The sequence below is a fragment of the Sinobaca sp. TMA16-18 genome (assembly GCF_059510535.1).
This window is the reverse complement of sequence record NZ_JCAKFM010000003.1, coordinates 225,672-241,082: the sequence shown is the minus strand read 5'-3', so window position 1 is coordinate 241,082 and position 15,411 is coordinate 225,672. Positions and strand designations below refer to the sequence as shown.

Annotated in this window: 18 protein-coding genes; 15 read left to right on the top strand and 3 right to left on the bottom strand. The window is 45.2% G+C overall.

The annotated features are described in order from the left end of the window. Positions 1-14 precede the first annotated feature (14 nt). Positions 15-449: a transcriptional regulator MntR gene (gene mntR, locus AC5W14_RS07450; protein ID WP_252314857.1), complete on the top strand. Its 435-nt coding sequence runs from the start codon at positions 15-17 to the stop codon at positions 447-449. Here mntR and AC5W14_RS07445 read toward each other — a convergent pair. The 3 genes from AC5W14_RS07445 to AC5W14_RS07435 form a co-directional block, all read right to left on the bottom strand. Further along, positions 446-1,261, bottom strand: coding sequence for a hypothetical protein (locus AC5W14_RS07445; RefSeq protein WP_496194045.1), 816 nt, complete (start codon positions 1,259-1,261; stop codon positions 446-448). The two genes, mntR and AC5W14_RS07445, sit on opposite strands and share 4 nt — an antisense overlap. A 72-nt stretch (positions 1,262-1,333) precedes the next feature. After that, positions 1,334-1,732 carry an SA1362 family protein gene (locus AC5W14_RS07440; protein WP_496058703.1) on the bottom strand — a complete coding sequence of 133 codons (399 nt, stop codon included), beginning with the start codon at positions 1,730-1,732 and terminating at the stop codon, positions 1,334-1,336. Positions 1,733-1,799: 67 nt separating this feature from the next. Beyond that, complete coding sequence (locus AC5W14_RS07435; RefSeq protein WP_496194044.1) at positions 1,800-2,747, bottom strand: DUF1385 domain-containing protein; 948 nt, start codon at positions 2,745-2,747, stop codon at positions 1,800-1,802. 247 nt (positions 2,748-2,994) lie between these two features. On the opposite strand from AC5W14_RS07435, the gene AC5W14_RS07430 reads away from it, so the two are divergent. The 14 genes from AC5W14_RS07430 (at position 2,995) to AC5W14_RS07365 (ending at position 15,410) form a co-directional block, all read left to right on the top strand. After that, positions 2,995-4,065: a M24 family metallopeptidase gene (locus AC5W14_RS07430; RefSeq protein ID WP_496194043.1), complete on the top strand. Its 1,071-nt coding sequence runs from the start codon at positions 2,995-2,997 to the stop codon at positions 4,063-4,065. A 49-nt stretch (positions 4,066-4,114) separates the two neighbouring features. Further along, positions 4,115-4,672: an elongation factor P gene (efp, locus tag AC5W14_RS07425; protein WP_496058700.1), complete on the top strand. Its 558-nt coding sequence runs from the start codon at positions 4,115-4,117 to the stop codon at positions 4,670-4,672. 105 nt (positions 4,673-4,777) lie between these two features. Next, positions 4,778-5,056, top strand: coding sequence for a YhdT family protein (locus tag AC5W14_RS07420; RefSeq protein WP_496058699.1), 279 nt, complete (start codon positions 4,778-4,780; stop codon positions 5,054-5,056). Continuing rightward, positions 5,053-6,489 carry a sodium/pantothenate symporter gene (gene panF, locus AC5W14_RS07415; RefSeq protein ID WP_496194042.1) on the top strand — a complete coding sequence of 479 codons (1,437 nt, stop codon included), beginning with the start codon at positions 5,053-5,055 and terminating at the stop codon, positions 6,487-6,489. The genes AC5W14_RS07420 and panF overlap by 4 nt, the downstream gene beginning before the upstream one ends. A gap of 101 nt (positions 6,490-6,590) precedes the next feature. Then, on the top strand, positions 6,591-6,998 hold the full coding sequence (locus tag AC5W14_RS07410; RefSeq protein ID WP_496058697.1) for a hypothetical protein: 408 nt from the start codon (positions 6,591-6,593) through the stop codon (positions 6,996-6,998). A 30-nt stretch (positions 6,999-7,028) separates the two neighbouring features. Further along, positions 7,029-7,427 carry an Asp23/Gls24 family envelope stress response protein gene (locus tag AC5W14_RS07405; protein WP_496194041.1) on the top strand — a complete coding sequence of 133 codons (399 nt, stop codon included), beginning with the start codon at positions 7,029-7,031 and terminating at the stop codon, positions 7,425-7,427. Positions 7,428-7,592: 165 nt separating this feature from the next. Then, positions 7,593-8,006 carry a transcription antitermination factor NusB gene (gene nusB, locus AC5W14_RS07400; RefSeq protein WP_496058695.1) on the top strand — a complete coding sequence of 138 codons (414 nt, stop codon included), beginning with the start codon at positions 7,593-7,595 and terminating at the stop codon, positions 8,004-8,006. Beyond that, positions 8,003-8,866, top strand: a complete 864-nt coding sequence (gene folD, locus AC5W14_RS07395) for a bifunctional methylenetetrahydrofolate dehydrogenase/methenyltetrahydrofolate cyclohydrolase FolD (RefSeq protein WP_496058694.1) — start codon at positions 8,003-8,005, stop codon at positions 8,864-8,866. The genes nusB and folD overlap by 4 nt, the downstream gene beginning before the upstream one ends. Positions 8,867-8,868: 2 nt before the next feature. Continuing rightward, entirely contained in the window at positions 8,869-10,260 is a 1,392-nt protein-coding gene (gene xseA / locus AC5W14_RS07390; protein ID WP_496194040.1) for an exodeoxyribonuclease VII large subunit, read from the top strand. After that, a complete protein-coding gene (locus AC5W14_RS07385) occupies positions 10,253-10,495 on the top strand; it encodes an exodeoxyribonuclease VII small subunit (protein ID WP_496194039.1) in 243 nt (80 codons plus the stop codon). Before xseA ends, AC5W14_RS07385 begins: the two co-directional genes overlap by 8 nt. Continuing rightward, on the top strand, positions 10,488-11,372 hold the full coding sequence (locus tag AC5W14_RS07380; protein WP_496194038.1) for a polyprenyl synthetase family protein: 885 nt from the start codon (positions 10,488-10,490) through the stop codon (positions 11,370-11,372). The genes AC5W14_RS07385 and AC5W14_RS07380 overlap by 8 nt, the downstream gene beginning before the upstream one ends. Before the next feature lie 718 nt (positions 11,373-12,090). After that, the gene (locus tag AC5W14_RS07375) at positions 12,091-12,684 is read left to right on the top strand and encodes a hypothetical protein (RefSeq protein ID WP_496058691.1); all 594 of its coding nucleotides are present in this window, start codon (positions 12,091-12,093) and stop codon (positions 12,682-12,684) included. Positions 12,685-12,708: 24 nt separating this feature from the next. Beyond that, complete coding sequence (gene dxs / locus AC5W14_RS07370; RefSeq protein ID WP_496058946.1) at positions 12,709-14,595, top strand: 1-deoxy-D-xylulose-5-phosphate synthase; 1,887 nt, start codon at positions 12,709-12,711, stop codon at positions 14,593-14,595. Further along, positions 14,592-15,410 carry a TlyA family RNA methyltransferase gene (locus AC5W14_RS07365; RefSeq protein WP_496058945.1) on the top strand — a complete coding sequence of 273 codons (819 nt, stop codon included), beginning with the start codon at positions 14,592-14,594 and terminating at the stop codon, positions 15,408-15,410. The genes dxs and AC5W14_RS07365 overlap by 4 nt, the downstream gene beginning before the upstream one ends. Position 15,411 lies beyond the last annotated feature (1 nt).

The following is a 15,411-nucleotide window of genomic DNA, read 5'->3' as shown; positions in this document are numbered from 1 at the left end:
TGGAGGAACTTAGTATGCCTACTCCAAGTATGGAAGATTATTTAGAGCGAATTTATCAGCTTATTGAAGCAAAAGGATATGCCAGAGTATCAGATATTGCCGAAACGCTGGAAGTCCATCCTTCCTCCGTTACGAAAATGGTTCAGAAACTAGATAAACAGGAATACTTAGTTTATGAAAAGTACAGAGGCTTAATCCTAACAGCAAAAGGGAAAAAAATTGGGAAACGGTTGGTATACCGACATGAACTGCTGGAGAATTTTATGCAGATTATCGGTGTGGAGCACGGACACATCTATACGGACGTAGAAGGCATTGAGCATCACCTAAGCTGGGACGCCATTGATCGAATTGGAGATATTGTTCAATATTTTGAAGAAGATCCTAAAAGAGTGGGAGACCTTCGCGAAGTACAAAATAGAAATGAGCAGGAAAAGCCAAAAGATTAGCTTTTTCTGCTCGAAAGAATGCCGCCTTCTCTTTTAGAGAAGGCCATTTTTATGAAAAGAACCGGTGCGAACAAAGTAATCCAAAAACCCAGTACAACCCCGGAGAAAAACATAGCAGCCGGCGCACTGGCAAATCCAAATACCAGCAGAATAATCACCGCACCGGACAGCCCGGCCACGGAGGCCTTTAGTTTAGAAAGAAACGACGCAGGATACTTCATTCTATTCTTAATTGTTTCAATGTCGAAGCCCGCGCTGGAGCCGAGAAGAAGGCCGGCAAACCAGGCTGCCTGCGGTTCTAAAAGAAACAGGCACAGTCCTAAAAGAACAGCAACGCTTAATAAAAGAAAGTCAGGTGCGCCGCCTATCCAGTCAAGCGAGCGGTACAAAATAAAAATTATAAAAAAACCAATCAGGCCGGCATAAAAAATATCAGTAATCGCATAAGTTGGATCAAGGAAAGCGAGAAACCCTGCTAAGGCGATGATAATGGCAGCTGTTATCGTATAACGCCGGTCGGATATTTCCGGTATAAGAAATCCCCAGAAAACAACTGCGCTTTGAAAAGCAACAGGCATACCAGTAAACTGCTGATCAAGCAGTACCGATGTTCCAAAAGGGTAGATAGAAGAAAGAAGAATATTTACATAGAAAGAAAAAGCCATAATAAACAAAAGCCTAAAACCGAGCTGCTTATGAAAACACCAATAAATGACGGGGATAACAATGAAATATAGGTACGGATGAAAAAAAATATTTAAAAAAGATAAAGGAAGGCCGGACAAAACGCTAATCATCAACATCGGCATCATGAAAGTATTTCCTCCTTCTGTCATTCAAAACGAGAAGCATAGTAAACAATTATGTATAAAAAGAGCCGGGCTTTAGAAGAGAGCCCGGTTCTTTTTTCGGTTTTTTTTCCCTTCAATGACAGTCAGGTGCGTGTCACTTCGTTTACGGGCAATTGCTTTTGTGGGACGCTTTTTAACGGGTCTTGCCTGCGAGCCTGCGGCTTTGTAGTGGCTTTTAGCAGGAGCGGCAGATCCACCGCGGCGGGCGTTAGCTGCTTTTGATCTTGGAGGGGCATGAGACTGGTACTGCCGTTGTGTCATTTTTTTCATAATAACTTTCGTAAAAAGGAAATACAGGCCTACTGCGATAGCGAGACCGATTGCCAATGAGATTAAAAAAGATATAGGATTGGTTAAAAGCTGGTTACCAAGACCGAAGGCGGCGAGTCCAAACAACAGCAGTAAGAAGGGCCGGCGAAGAATGCGCGACATATGATCACCTCCATTAAGAGTAACCTGGGAAACCAGGTTTGCAAGACACAACTTTTATTACTATTCATTATACAGCATTATGATCAATTGGCTCGGCTGAGAGCTTTTCTTCTGCAAGAAGTTTTTCGAAAGACAGTATTGCTACTTCCACCTGGTCATCTTTAGGAGGCTTGGTCGTAAGGAGCTGCAAACCAAGTCCGGGAAGGCCAAGCCATTTAAGAATGGGAATATTTCTTACTTTGTTAGTGCCCTGCAGGACTTCATAGGACACACCAAGAACTACAGGTATAAGAGCCAGCCGGTGCACGATTCTCTCAGCGAGGGAATCAAATGGCACCATCAAATAAATAAGCACCCCGACTACGACAGTAAATAAAATAAAGCTGCTGCCACAACGGTAATGGAGCCTGGAGTGATGCTGCACATTCTGAACGGTAAGCGGCACCCCTGCTTCGTAGGTGTTAATTACTTTATGCTCTGCCCCGTGGTACTGAAACAGCCTTTTAACCATAGGAGTCAGGGAAATAAGATAAATATAGAGGAAAAGCAGAATAAGTTTGAAAAATCCTTCGAGAAGGTTTTGTGCTACGTGGCCGGGAAATACAGGAGTAAATCCCCCTGCTGCAACGGCCGGCAGAACGGTGAAAATAAAGTTCCCGAACAAAAATGATGTCACACCCACTACCGCGGTACCAAGCACCATTCCCCATTTAGAAGAGGAGGCTTTTTCGACCGGGAGTGTTTCATCATCCTCGGGATTGACGTCATACCGGTCCGAAGCGTAATTTAAATGCTTCATTCCTACTGAACTGGCTTCAATTAATCCAGCAATTCCCCGAACAATGAATATTTTTTTTAAGAAACGGAGGACAGGAATGCTTTTTTTCTTTACTTCATAGTACTCGATGTCTCCGTTGTTGCGGCGGATTGCACTTACGGTCGTTGTTTTTCCGGCGAACATAACGTCTTCCACAATAGCCTGGCCTCCGTAAGCTGTTTTTTTCAGTTCGGTCATAGTATCATCCCATCCATGCCAATGAGATGGCATTGGTGTCTTACTTCTAATTTTACACCATTTTAAAGGCATTCACTACAACAATATCGACATCCACCATAATAAAAGGCATATAGGTATCTTCCCTTTTTTACTTATTTCACACCTGGAATTTATGCCCGGTCCAGATGTCCCTGATTGCCCGCAGCTTCCTGATATATGATAAAATAAAGCCGTGATAAATAATGGATGACTGTAGGAGGGCAATATGCAAAAGCTGATTCAACAAGTAAGAGCGCAGTTGGAAAGTAAAGAAATAGAAGCCATTTTTATAGAAAGCCCGACGAATCGAAGGTATTTATCCGGTTTTACGGGAACGGCCGGTGCTTTGTTGATCACGAAAGAGCACGCATATTTGATCACGGATTTCAGGTACATAGAGCAGGCGTCCGCAGAATGTCCTGCATTTGAAATTGTCAGGCATGAAAAAGGCGTTATTCCTGAAACTGCCCGGCTTGCAGAGCGTCATTCGCTCAAAACAATCGGGTTTGAAGAAGATTATGTCACCTATCAACAGTACACACAGATGAAAAAAGAAATAACTGCCGCGCTTATCCCTACTTCGTCTATAGTAGAGCAGGGACGCCTGTATAAAACGCCTGAAGAGATAGCGATTCTAAAAGAAGCGGCAGCAATTGCAGATAGAGCATTTGATCATATCACCACGTTTATCAAACCCGGCATGCAGGAAATAGAAGTAAGCAACGAGCTGGAATTCTTTATGAGAAAAGAAGGGGCGGTTTCCTCTTCTTTTGATATAATTGTAGCGTCTGGTTGGAGAAGTGCGCTGCCGCATGGTGTGGCCAGCAGCAAGGTGATTGAAGGCGGAGAGCTGGTTACGCTTGACTACGGCGCCTACTATAAAGGCTACTGCTCCGATATTACCCGTACGATTGCAGTCGGTGAACCGACGAGTGAGCTGAAAAGAATATACCAGACTGTGCTGGAAGCGCAGCTGTTGGCTGTTGAGCAGATTAAACCCGGGATGACGGGAATAGAAGCTGATCAAATTGCAAGGTCTCATATAGAGCAGGCAGGATACGGGAAATACTTCGGCCACGGCCTGGGACATGGACTAGGAATGGAAGTACATGAAGGGCCGAGGCTTTCTCCTAAAGGCAGGCAGGTACTTGAGCCCGGCATGGTAGTCACCGTAGAACCCGGAATATACGTGCCAAAAGCAGGCGGCACAAGAATAGAAGATGATATAGTGATTACAGAAGACGGTAATGAGTTGCTGACCTACGCCCCGAAGGAATTAGTGATAGTAGGAGAATGATTAGTGTGATATAGTAAGGACCGAATTGATAAAAAATGGAGGAACGGCAATGATTTCAGTAAACGATTTTAAAACAGGACTTACCATTGAAGTAGATAACGATATTTGGACAGTAGTAGACTTTCAGCACGTGAAGCCTGGAAAAGGAGCAGCGTTTGTACGGTCTAAACTAAGAAGCCTGCGGTCGGGTAATATTCAGGAAAAAACATTCCGCGCTGGTGAAAAGGTAGGGCGTGCCCACATTGAACGCCGCCGTATGCAGTACTTGTATGCCAATGGTGACATGCATACATTCATGGACAATGAATCGTACGAGCAGCTTGAACTTGCGAGCGATCAGCTGAAAAATGAACTAAACTATCTAAAAGACAACATGGAAGTACAGGTAAACACGTATGGTACGGAGACCCTTGGGGTGGAAGTGCCAAACACAGTAGAACTCGAAGTCACTGCTACGGAGCCTGGAGTAAAAGGGGATACGTCCTCCGGTGGGACAAAACCGGCCACTCTTGAGACAGGATTAACTGTCCAGGTGCCATTCTTTGTAAACCAGGGCGACCGCTTAATTATTGATACGAGAAGCGGTAACTACGTTTCAAGAGCGTAGATAAAAAAGGCCTAAAAGTGGAAGACACTTTGCGGCCTTTTTTCTTTTGGCAATAGAATCGGGGTAATTGATCTAAACAGCAGAAGCCGGAAAGGAGAGGGAGATATGAACAAAAAAACGTCCATAAAAAAGCGCTGGAGCATCACAGCAAGAGAAGCGCTGATTGGAGTAGGCATTGTGGTACTTCACTTCTGTTTATGGTTTGGTTTTGCCTACGGCCTTGGTTCAGGTCCGCCTGCAGAATACCAATATATAGCGGGCATGCCGGCCTGGTTCTTTTACAGCTGTGTCGTCGTTCCGGTATTCGTTATTATTCTGGTGGCCTTTTCCGTCCGGTTCTTTTTTACTGACATATCCTTGGAAGAAGAGGAAGAAGAAAGATGAATACAGCGGTAATAATTCCTCTGCTTTTATTTTTAGCCGTCGTTTTTATCGTCGGCTTTTTGTCAGCAAAACGAATTTCCACTAAAAGTGACTTCCTGCAGGAATACTTTCTGGGGAGCCGGGAAATGGGGGGACTGATCCTCGCCATGACGATGGTTGCGACTTATGGCAGTGCCAGTAGTTTCGTCGGCGGGCCCGGGGCCGCTTATACCCAGGGACTGGGCTGGGTGCTTCTGGCTATGGCTCAGGTGGTGACCGGCTATTTCACACTCATGATTCTCGGAAAGCGCTTTGCCATCAAATCAAGGCAGTACAAAGCGATTACGCTGGTAGATTATTTGAAAAACCGCTATGAAAGCAAGGCGGTCGTTATACTTAGTGCAGCAAGCATTGTGTTGTTTCTTTTTTCCGCTATGGCAGCCCAGTGGATAGGCGGGGCCAGGCTAGTAGAAACGATCACCGGCCTTTCCTATACGACGGCTTTATTTATTTTTGCTGTTACTATTCTTGTCTATGTTACAATCGGCGGCTTCCGGGCCGTTATAGTAACCGATACGATACAAGGCATAATAATGTTTTTTGGTACCCTGATTATTTTAATAGGAACAATCATTGCCGGAGGGGGGCTGCCAGCCATTATGGCAGATTTAACGGCGGAAAATCCCGCGCTTGTTTCCCCGTTTGGGGCAGAGGGAGAGCTGACCCCGCTTTATGTGTCCTCCTTCTGGATTCTTGTCGGTGTTGGCGTAGTGGGGCTTCCGCAGGTAGCCGTCCGGGCGATGTCTTATAAAAACTCTGTCTCCATGCACCGTGCGCTGATTATTGGAACATTTGTTGTAGCGTTTATGATGTTTGGCATTCATCTTACAGGAGTACTTGCGAGACCGATCTTACCGGGAATAGAGGCACCGGATACGGTAATGCCGTTGATCGTGCTGGAAGTTCTGCCGGCCTGGCTTGCAGGTATTGTGCTGGCCGCGCCGCTGGCCGCAATTATGTCAACCGTTGACTCTCTTTTGCTGCTTGTCAGCTCCACGGTAGTCAAGGATGTCTATTTAAACTATGTAAAGCCCGATGCAGACAACCAGCGCATAAAAAAAGTAACCTATTCAGTAACAATACTTTTAGGGGCTGCCGTTTTTATCCTCGCCCTGAATCCGCCGGATCTTTTAATATGGTTAAATTTATTTGCCTTCGGTGGTTTGGAAGCAGCATTTATCTGGCCGATTGTCCTGGGATTGTATTGGGAAAAGGGGAATAAGCACGGCGCGCTGGCTTCCATTATCAGCGGCGTCGGATCCTACATCCTTATTTATCAATTTTCGCCTGATCTGCTTGGCATGCATTCCGTAACGATTCCCGTTCTTTTGTCTTTATTCTGCTATGTAGGGATCAGCCTGATGACTCAAAAAAAGCAGCCGGCTGTGGGGTGAAAGAGCAGGGATGGGTAGATGAAAAAAACATACCTGCGTGGTATAATCAACACGTGAAAAAACGAACTGTATATAATATAAATGAGAAGTGAGGAATTATAATGGATTGGAACGACTTAACAGAAGGTGCAAAAGCAGTATTAGAGCAGACGAGGAACATGAAGAATGACCAAATTCAAATTGTGGAATTTGAAGTCGGCTTCAGCCACGAATACGGTGAAGGCAGCGGTTCATACACTGTTTCCATCCAGGAAGAAGACTATGAGAACCTTAAGAAATTTGTCAGAGAAAACGAATACGAAGAAAAATACCATATGGCGAGAAATAAAAATCTGGTTAAAATTATTCTGCTGGAAAATGATAAAATTCCGGATAACCTGTCAGAATTCCCTGTATTCAGACAGTATAAAGAAGAGTTTGTAAAGAAGCAGGAAGAGCAGGCGGAAAAAGAAGCATTGGAAGCCAGAGAAGCAGAAAAAGCGAAAGCTGAAGCAGAAAAGCCGGAATAAAATAGACCATATTTTAGAGGGGGCTCTGCCGTGAGTAATGAAAAAGTACTGGATATAAAAGAAGAGTGGAATGAACTTGGACGTATTGAAATAGCGCCTGATGTAATTGAAGTAATTACTGCCCTTGCCGTATCGGAGGTCAGCGGAGTTCATTCATTAAGAGGGAGTTTCGCATTCGACGTAGCCGAAAAGCTCGGCCGGAAAAACGTTAGTAAGGGAGTCAAGGTGGAGCTGGGAGAAATGGGTGTTAAAATTGATGTTTCGGTAACAATGCATTACGGTGTAGCCGTTCCTCAAGTAGCTAAGGAGCTTCAAAACGCTATTTATCAGGCTTTAAGGACAATGACTTCTGTAGCGATCGACTCCATCAATATTTATGTGTCCGGTATCCAGCTTGAGCAGGCTGAACCGAAGGAACCAAACAAATAAAAATAAAGTGAATATAGGCTGTTATAACAGCTCACCCTGTTATAGCAGTTTTTTATTCTTAAAAGGTAAATAAATCACTGCCTGGCACGGGTCAGGTTTTATTTATCGTAAAAATAGCAGGTCTGCAGTATAGAGTACCTGAATAAGTGGAAGAGGGAATGGGCAATGAATCGAAGGTTAGCACGATTACGAGCAGTACAGGTCTTATATCAGGTGGATCTGACGGGAGTGAAGTGGGAGCATGCCCTGGAGAACACGTTAGAGGAAGATGAAATTCCAGATGAATTTCTGACAACTGTTATCGAAGGAACGCTGAATGAAAAAGAAGGCATTGACGCCCGGCTGACGGAACATCTTGATAATTGGACCATCACAAGAGTCGGCAACATTGACCGGAATATTCTGCGCGAGTCTGTATATGAAATGCTGTTTGTGGAAGATATTCCCCTGCATGTAAGTGTCAACGAAGCGATTGAGCTTGGCAAAGCTTTTGGAGGCAAAGAATCAGGAAGCTTTATTAACGGCGTTTTATCAAACGTATTAAAAGAGTGTGAACTAAAAAAGGAGGAGGAGTCATGACAGCTGAACTGATCAACGGTAAAGAAGTAGCCGCCTCCACGAGAAGCTATATAAAAGAACAAGTAGCCCGGTGGAAAGAAAAGGGAGTGGAGCCGGGACTTGCCGTGATTATAGTCGGAGAAAATCCCGCCTCCATGTCTTATGTTAAAGGAAAAGACAAGGCGTCCAAAGAAGCCGGTATTCACTCGGTGCTGCATGAACTGCCTGATACTATTTCAGAAAAGGAACTTCTTGACGTCATCGAGCAGTATAACGAGGATAAAGCCATTAACGGTATCCTTGTCCAACTGCCTCTTCCAAAGCAGATTGATGAAAAGAAAGTAATCGAAACGATCCATCCTGATAAAGATGTAGATGGCTTTCACCCCATCAGCATTGGGCGGATGATGACCGGCCAGGAAGCGTTCCTTCCCTGCACCCCGTACGGCATTATTAAAATGCTTGAGTACAAAAATATTCCCATCGAGGGGAAACATGCCGTAGTGATTGGAAGAAGCAACATTGTCGGCAAGCCGATGGGACAGCTGCTGTTGAATAAAAATGCTACTGTCACCTACTGCCACTCCAGAACGGTTGATTTGAAAAGCTATACCAGACAGGCAGATATTGTTATCGCAGCGATTGGAATCCCGGAGTTTGTAACCGAAGATTTCATAAAAGACGGAGCTGTCGTTATTGATGTCGGCATGAATCGTAAAGAAAATGGAAAGTTATGCGGCGATGTATTATTTGACGAAGTAAAAGAAAAAGCATCCTTTATTACACCTGTGCCGGGCGGCGTAGGGCCAATGACGATTACAATGCTGCTTTTCAATACACTCGAATCAGCCATCCGGGAATACAACAGGCGGTCCCTTTAAATATGACTGCTATGGAAGATCGCTGGATTTCCATTTCTCAGCTGACCGCCCGCATCAAGCAGACCATTGAGCATAACGTTGATCTGCAGTCCGTTTGGCTGAGAGGTGAAATATCCAACTTCAAAAAACACAGCAGAGGCCATATGTACTTTACGATAAAAGATGAACGTTCGAAAATCTCCGCTGTTATGTTCGCCGGCAGCAATAAATCGCTGGCATTTGAACCGGAGAATGGGATGAAGGTATTAATAAGAGGACGGGTTTCTGTCTATGAACCTTTCGGCCAGTATCAGCTGTATGTTAATGATATGGAGCCGGACGGCATTGGGCAGTTATTCATAAAATACGAACAGCTGAAAAATAAGCTCGAACAAGAAGGGCTTTTCCGTGAAGATACGAAAAAACGGCTGCCGGCCTACCCTAAAAAAATTGCGGTGATTACTTCTCCAACAGGTGCCGCGATACGGGATGTGATTTCTACTATAAAAAGAAGGTATCCTCCGGCTGAAATTATTCTCTACCCCGTGCTTGTTCAGGGAAGAGAAGCAGCCCCCTCGATTGTACGCGCACTGAAGCAGGCAGAGGAACATCCGGGAATAGACGTAGTGATTGCAGGCAGAGGGGGAGGCTCCATTGAAGAACTTTGGGCTTTCAACGAGGAAATAGTAGCCCGGGCTGTTCACTCAATAACCATTCCAATTATTTCGGCAGTAGGACACGAAACGGACTTTACGATCGCAGATTTTGCAGCAGATGTAAGAGCGGCTACTCCTACCGCAGCGGCAGAAATAGCGGTTCCTTCATTGATCGAGGTGGTACAGCAGATTACCTCGTTTGAACAGCGGCTTCATCTGGCTATGAACAATCATAAAAAGCATGGCGCCGAACGGTTAAAGAGGCTGCAGTCCTCCTATGCATTCCGCTATCCGATGCAGCTTCTTCAACAGAAAGAACAAGAGTTGGACAGACTGATGGACAGGCTGGAGCAACGGCGGCTTCTCACGCTGGAAGGCAGTTTGTCTTCGTATCAAGTACTTAAAAAAAGACTGGAGCTTCAGCATCCTGAGAGAAAACTTGAAGCAAGCCGGAAGGAATACCTGCAGACAGCGGACCGTCTTGAAAAAGTCAAAAACAGGTACCTGCAGAGTAAGCAAAGCGACTTTTACCATATGATTCAAAAGCTGAACCTGCTTAACCCTCTTCAAATTTTAGAAAGAGGCTATCAGGTGTCGTTTGATGAAAAAGGAGAGTTGGTGTCCTCCGTTAAACAGGCGGTTCCGGGCAGCAGGCTTGACGTACAGATGAAAGATGGAACCGTACGGACGAATGTAATAGAAACCACCCCTGTGCGCAAATGGGATTTCGAAAAAAAGGAAGGTGAACATAATGAGTGAAAATAAAGAACTTTCGTTTGAAGAGGCTCTTGAGCAGCTGGAATCAACAGTAAATAAGCTGGAAGAAGGGGACGTTCCCCTTGAAAAAGCACTGCACATGTACCAGGAAGGCATGAAGCTCTCCTCCCTTTGCCACGAAAAACTAAAAAAAGTAGAAAAACAGATGGACGTTATTATAGAAGAAAATGGAGAAATTAAACCGTTGACTATAGATGGAGAGGATGCAGGTGAATAAAGAACTTGAAGCATTTATATCTGTAAATAAAGTGCGAATTGATGAGGTTCTCCCGCAGACCGTAAAAAATCTGTCCATACCCGAAGCTTTAAAAGAATCTATGCTTTATTCCATAGAAGCAGGCGGAAAAAGAGTACGCCCGCTTCTCCTGCTTGCAGCCTTTCAGTCGTATAAAGAGAGCAGGGAAAATGTGGTGCAGGCAGCCTGTGCGGTAGAACTGATTCATACATATTCCCTGATCCACGATGACCTGCCGGCGATGGATAATGATGATTACCGGCGCGGAAAGCTTACAAACCATAAAGTATATGGGGAAGCACATGCAATTCTTGCAGGAGATGCGATGCTGACCAGAGCATTTGAACTGCTGGCCGCCCTTCCTGATACGTCCGATCACAGTAAAGTAATGCTGATTCTTGAACTATCCAGGGCGGCAGGAGCAGAAGGTATGGTAGGCGGACAGGTCGCAGATATGGAAGGGGAGAAATCCGCTCTCAATCTTGAGGAACTTGAAGCAATCCACCACCGCAAGACCGGTGATCTGCTTGGATTTTCTATTATAGCCGGAGGCATTATGGCCGGAGCGCCCGAAGAAGATCTTTCCAAACTGCGGGCATTCGGCAGGGAGCTGGGCCTTGTTTTCCAAATAAAAGACGATATTCTTGATGTGGAAGGCGACTCAACAGAAATGGGAAAACCTGCAGGCAGCGATGAAAATAAAGATAAAAGTACGTATCCAAAGCTTCTTTCCCTCGAAGGGGCAAAAGAAAAGCTGGGCTGGCATGCCCAAAAAGCAAAAGAATATGCCCGGCAGCTGAACGGGGAAAGTGAAATTCTTAATGAATTCGTGGAGTACATTCAGCACCGGACGAAATAGGGCCAGAGCTTTGTACAATCAAATTTATTCATGATATACTATTGCTACATCAAAATCGGATGGCGCAGTATTCTAGTCGATTCTCCATTTTCGAGGGCGGGCCTAAAAATCCGCTGAAGGGCACATCGATGAAGTTCTTCGCTTTGGCTCGAGGCGCCCAGCCTTGGGTCATTGCTGGGAGTAAAGGTGCTAAGGGCGATCCACAATGGCATGTGGGCGTGAACCCTTTCACCGCGGAGGCCTTTTCCAAGTAGTCGTGTAACAGATTATATGCCCTTGGAAAAGGTAAGACCTGACGAGAGGCAAGGGAAGCCAATCTCGCAGCGTAGCCTGCCTTGAGTGGAGCAGCGGGGATGATGTTCTTTTGAGAGTATGGTTTGTCGGCCAACGACCTGCTTTTTAACATCTGAAACCTGCTCTGCAAAAGAGGCTAAGAAAGTGGCACGGAATTGCTGGGGAAAACTCCTAGACTGTTTGAAAAACGTCCAGGGTGGATTGCAGTGTGGTCTGAGTGGCAATCCAGTCTGATGTCCGGAGACGGCATCAAGCCGGCTTTAAAGGGAAACCGCCGGAACGGCGACGTTCGGGCAGCTGGTTGGGAAAACCTACTGGACCTAAGCCATAATGTTTACGCCCTGGATGGCCTCCGATTTTGTTACATAAGGTTTACGAAACAAAAATAAAGTGAATATACTGTCTAGGTGATATAAATAATACTATGAAAACTGTATGGAAAAAATCGATAAACTGGAGTCTTTTTATTGCCGTTATCACATTGGTGTTAGCGGCTATTTTTTCAATTGTATCTACAGCTGTCCTTTCAGGAGTAGGATGGGCCATTGGCATGCTGATCGTATTATTTATTGTACTTATCGGTGTCGTATTTGATATGGTCGGTGTGGCCGCAACGGCTGCTGAAGAAAAGCCCTTCCACGCGATGGCTGCCAAGAAAGTCCCTGGTGCTTACCAAAGTATGGTAATAACTAGAAATGCAGACAAGGTAGCCAATTTCTGTGCCGACGTAATAGGGGATATTTCCGGTGTGGTCAGTGGTGCTGCAACGTCCGCCGTTGTTATTCAGCTGGCTGTCGTACTGGGATCCCAGGATGGAAGCACATTGCAGGCTGTATTAAATGTTGTCTTCACAGCAGTAGTGGCTTCTCTTACTGTAGGTGGTAAAGCTCTGGGGAAAACGTTTGCGATACAATTTGCAACAAGCATTATTTTTCAGGTCGGTAAATTTTTCTACGTAATGGAAACCAAGTTTAAACTAAAGATATTCAGCAAAAAGCAGAAGAAAAAGAAAGCTTAATTGATGGAAAGTGAGGGTTCAGTAATGAATCTTGAAACGATCAAGAACCCAGAATTTGTAAAAGACTGCAGCCAACAGGAATTAAAGGAGCTTGCAATTGATATAAGAGAATTTCTCGTCCGCAAGCTATCTGTTACAGGAGGGCACCTGGGTCCTAACCTGGGCGTAGTGGAATTAACGCTCATCCTGCATTCGCTGTATGATTCCCCAAAAGATAAATTGATCTGGGACGTCGGCCACCAGTCCTACGTGCATAAGATTTTAACAGGGCGTGCCGGTGAATTTGATTCATTAAGAAAATACAAAGGGCTCTGCGGCTTTCCTAAACGTAATGAAAGCGATCATGATGTATGGGAAACAGGACACAGTTCCACTTCTTTATCGGCTGCAATGGGCATGGCTCTTTCCAGTCAGATTAAAGGCAATGACAGCAAAGTAGCAGCTGTTATCGGTGATGGTGCGCTTACTGGTGGAATGGCTTTGGAAGCGCTAAACCACATTGGCCATGAACAAACCGATCTGACGATTATTTTAAATGATAATGAAATGTCTATAGCTCCGAACGTAGGGGCACTGCACGGTATTTTAGGACGTATGAGAAAAGCGAATACTTACCAGAAAACAAAAGAAGACGTAGAGGATCTTCTAAAAAGAATACCGGCTTTCGGCGGAAAAATTGCGGCTACTGCCGAACGCCTGAAGGACAGCCTGAAGTTTATGGTGACGACGGGTATGTTTTTTGAAGAAATGGGATTCACCTATTTGGGGCCGGTAGATGGACATGACCTTAATGACCTGCGCTCAAATATAGCGTTTGCCAAGCAGACAAAAGGTCCTGTAATCGTGCATACCATTACGAAAAAAGGAAAAGGCTATGCTCCGGCTGAAAATGATGCTAAAGGAACGTGGCATGGTCTTGGGCCTTATAAGATCGATTCCGGAGAAGTAGTTAAAAAGCCCGGACCACCAGCCTACAGCGGTGTTTTCAGCTCTACGCTCCAAAGGATGGCCGCGGTCGATCCTGATATTGTAGCTATTACTGCAGCAATGCCGGGCGGCACAAAGCTTGATTCTTTTGCAGAGAAATTTCCTGATAGAATGTTTGATGTAGGTATTGCCGAACAGCATGCTACTACGATGGCTGCCGGAATGGCAACCCAGGGAATGAAGCCGGTGTTTGCCGTTTACTCGACGTTTCTTCAAAGAGGGTATGACCAATTAGTCCATGACGTCTGTCGTCAAAACCTTCATGTCGTATTTGCTATTGACAGAGCAGGGCTTGTAGGGGCCGACGGAGAAACCCATCAGGGGGTTTTTGACATTGCCTATCTCCGCCATCTGCCTAACATGACTATACTGATGCCTAAAGATGAAAATGAGCTTCAGCATATGCTCTATACAGCTGTTTACCATGACGGTCCTATCGCTGTCCGCTACCCACGCGGTAATGGCTATGGTATTGAAATGGACAGCGAATTAAAAAAGATCGATATTGGAAAATGGGAAGTTGTAAGGGATGGGAAAGAATTAACGATATTATCCTTTGGTACGATGCTTCCTATCGCAGAAGAAGCGGCAGCCATTCTTGCAGAAGAAAATATCGATGTGCGAATCGTGAACGCACGATCCGCCAAGCCGCTTGATGCCGATATTCTTCAGGAGCTCTACGAAGAAAAAGGCGCGATACTGACGTTGGAAGAAGCTGCTCTGCAAGGCAGTTTTGGCAGCGCAGTGCTTGAACATTACCATGACTTGAACCAGCACAATATGGTTATTAACCGGATGGGCATCCCTGACCGTTACATCGAGCACGGCAGTGTACCGGAGCTTTATGAAGAAATAGGGCTGACACCGGAGAACGTAGCGGGGACGCTTAGAGATATGGCTCCGGCAAAGCGTCAGAGGGCCTGAAGATGAAAAAAGAAAGAATTGATGTGCTTTTAGTAAACAAAGGTTTTTTTGAAACGAGAGAAAAAGCAAAAAGATCAATAATGGCCGGGCTTGTGTTCGTGAAAGAGGAACGTGTGGATAAGCCCGGAGCCAGAGTTGATGTGGAGGCTCCTTTACGCGTTAAAGGCGACACCATGCCATATGTAAGCAGAGGAGGACTTAAGCTTGAAAAAGCCATTAAGTCCTTTCATCTTGACTTTAAAGGAAAAACAGTCCTTGATATCGGTGCTTCCACGGGGGGATTTACAGATTGCGCTATCCAGCACGGAGCTGATTTTGTTTATTCCTGTGATGTAGGCTACAATCAGCTGGCATGGAGCCTGCGTAATCATGAAAAAGTAGAAGTGATGGAGCGGATGAATTTTCGTTACGCCGTAAAGGACGATTTCCAAAAAGGCACACCGGATATTGCAGTGGCAGATGTGTCTTTTATTTCTTTAAAGTGGATTGTTCCGCCGTTATATTCGATCTTTGGAGAAACCGGTGAAGCCATGCTTCTCGTAAAGCCGCAGTTTGAGGCCGGACGCGGCAAAGTAGGAAAAAAAGGTATTGTCCGTGATCCTGCTGTTCATCTGGAAGTATTGGAAAACACTACTGCTATGGCATCAGCTGCCGGCTTTGTGTGCCGGGATGTAAATTACTCGCCTATTACGGGAGGAGAAGGAAACATTGAATTTCTTCTCTATCTGCAAAAGGGTATGCATAAGGAAGATGAACTGCCAAAAGATGCATTGGCTCAAATTGTGGAAGAGGCCCATGCCAGCTTTCTTTCCTGAG

What these genes read in the sequence shown, in the direction of transcription:
- mntR (WP_252314857.1), top strand. Translation starts at nt 15, where the DNA reads ATGCCTACTCCAAGTATGGAAGATTATTTAGAGCGAATTTATCAGCTT.
- AC5W14_RS07445 (WP_496194045.1), bottom strand. Translation starts at nt 1,261, where the DNA reads ATGATGCCGATGTTGATGATTAGCGTTTTGTCCGGCCTTCCTTTATCT.
- AC5W14_RS07440 (WP_496058703.1), bottom strand. Translation starts at nt 1,732, where the DNA reads ATGTCGCGCATTCTTCGCCGGCCCTTCTTACTGCTGTTGTTTGGACTC.
- AC5W14_RS07435 (WP_496194044.1), bottom strand. Translation starts at nt 2,747, where the DNA reads ATGACCGAACTGAAAAAAACAGCTTACGGAGGCCAGGCTATTGTGGAA.
- AC5W14_RS07430 (WP_496194043.1), top strand. Translation starts at nt 2,995, where the DNA reads ATGCAAAAGCTGATTCAACAAGTAAGAGCGCAGTTGGAAAGTAAAGAA.
- efp (WP_496058700.1), top strand. Translation starts at nt 4,115, where the DNA reads ATGATTTCAGTAAACGATTTTAAAACAGGACTTACCATTGAAGTAGAT.
- AC5W14_RS07420 (WP_496058699.1), top strand. Translation starts at nt 4,778, where the DNA reads ATGAACAAAAAAACGTCCATAAAAAAGCGCTGGAGCATCACAGCAAGA.
- panF (WP_496194042.1), top strand. Translation starts at nt 5,053, where the DNA reads ATGAATACAGCGGTAATAATTCCTCTGCTTTTATTTTTAGCCGTCGTT.
- AC5W14_RS07410 (WP_496058697.1), top strand. Translation starts at nt 6,591, where the DNA reads ATGGATTGGAACGACTTAACAGAAGGTGCAAAAGCAGTATTAGAGCAG.
- nusB (WP_496058695.1), top strand. Translation starts at nt 7,593, where the DNA reads ATGAATCGAAGGTTAGCACGATTACGAGCAGTACAGGTCTTATATCAG.
- folD (WP_496058694.1), top strand. Translation starts at nt 8,003, where the DNA reads ATGACAGCTGAACTGATCAACGGTAAAGAAGTAGCCGCCTCCACGAGA.
- xseA (WP_496194040.1), top strand. Translation starts at nt 8,869, where the DNA reads ATGACTGCTATGGAAGATCGCTGGATTTCCATTTCTCAGCTGACCGCC.
- AC5W14_RS07385 (WP_496194039.1), top strand. Translation starts at nt 10,253, where the DNA reads ATGAGTGAAAATAAAGAACTTTCGTTTGAAGAGGCTCTTGAGCAGCTG.
- AC5W14_RS07375 (WP_496058691.1), top strand. Translation starts at nt 12,091, where the DNA reads ATGAAAACTGTATGGAAAAAATCGATAAACTGGAGTCTTTTTATTGCC.
- dxs (WP_496058946.1), top strand. Translation starts at nt 12,709, where the DNA reads ATGAATCTTGAAACGATCAAGAACCCAGAATTTGTAAAAGACTGCAGC.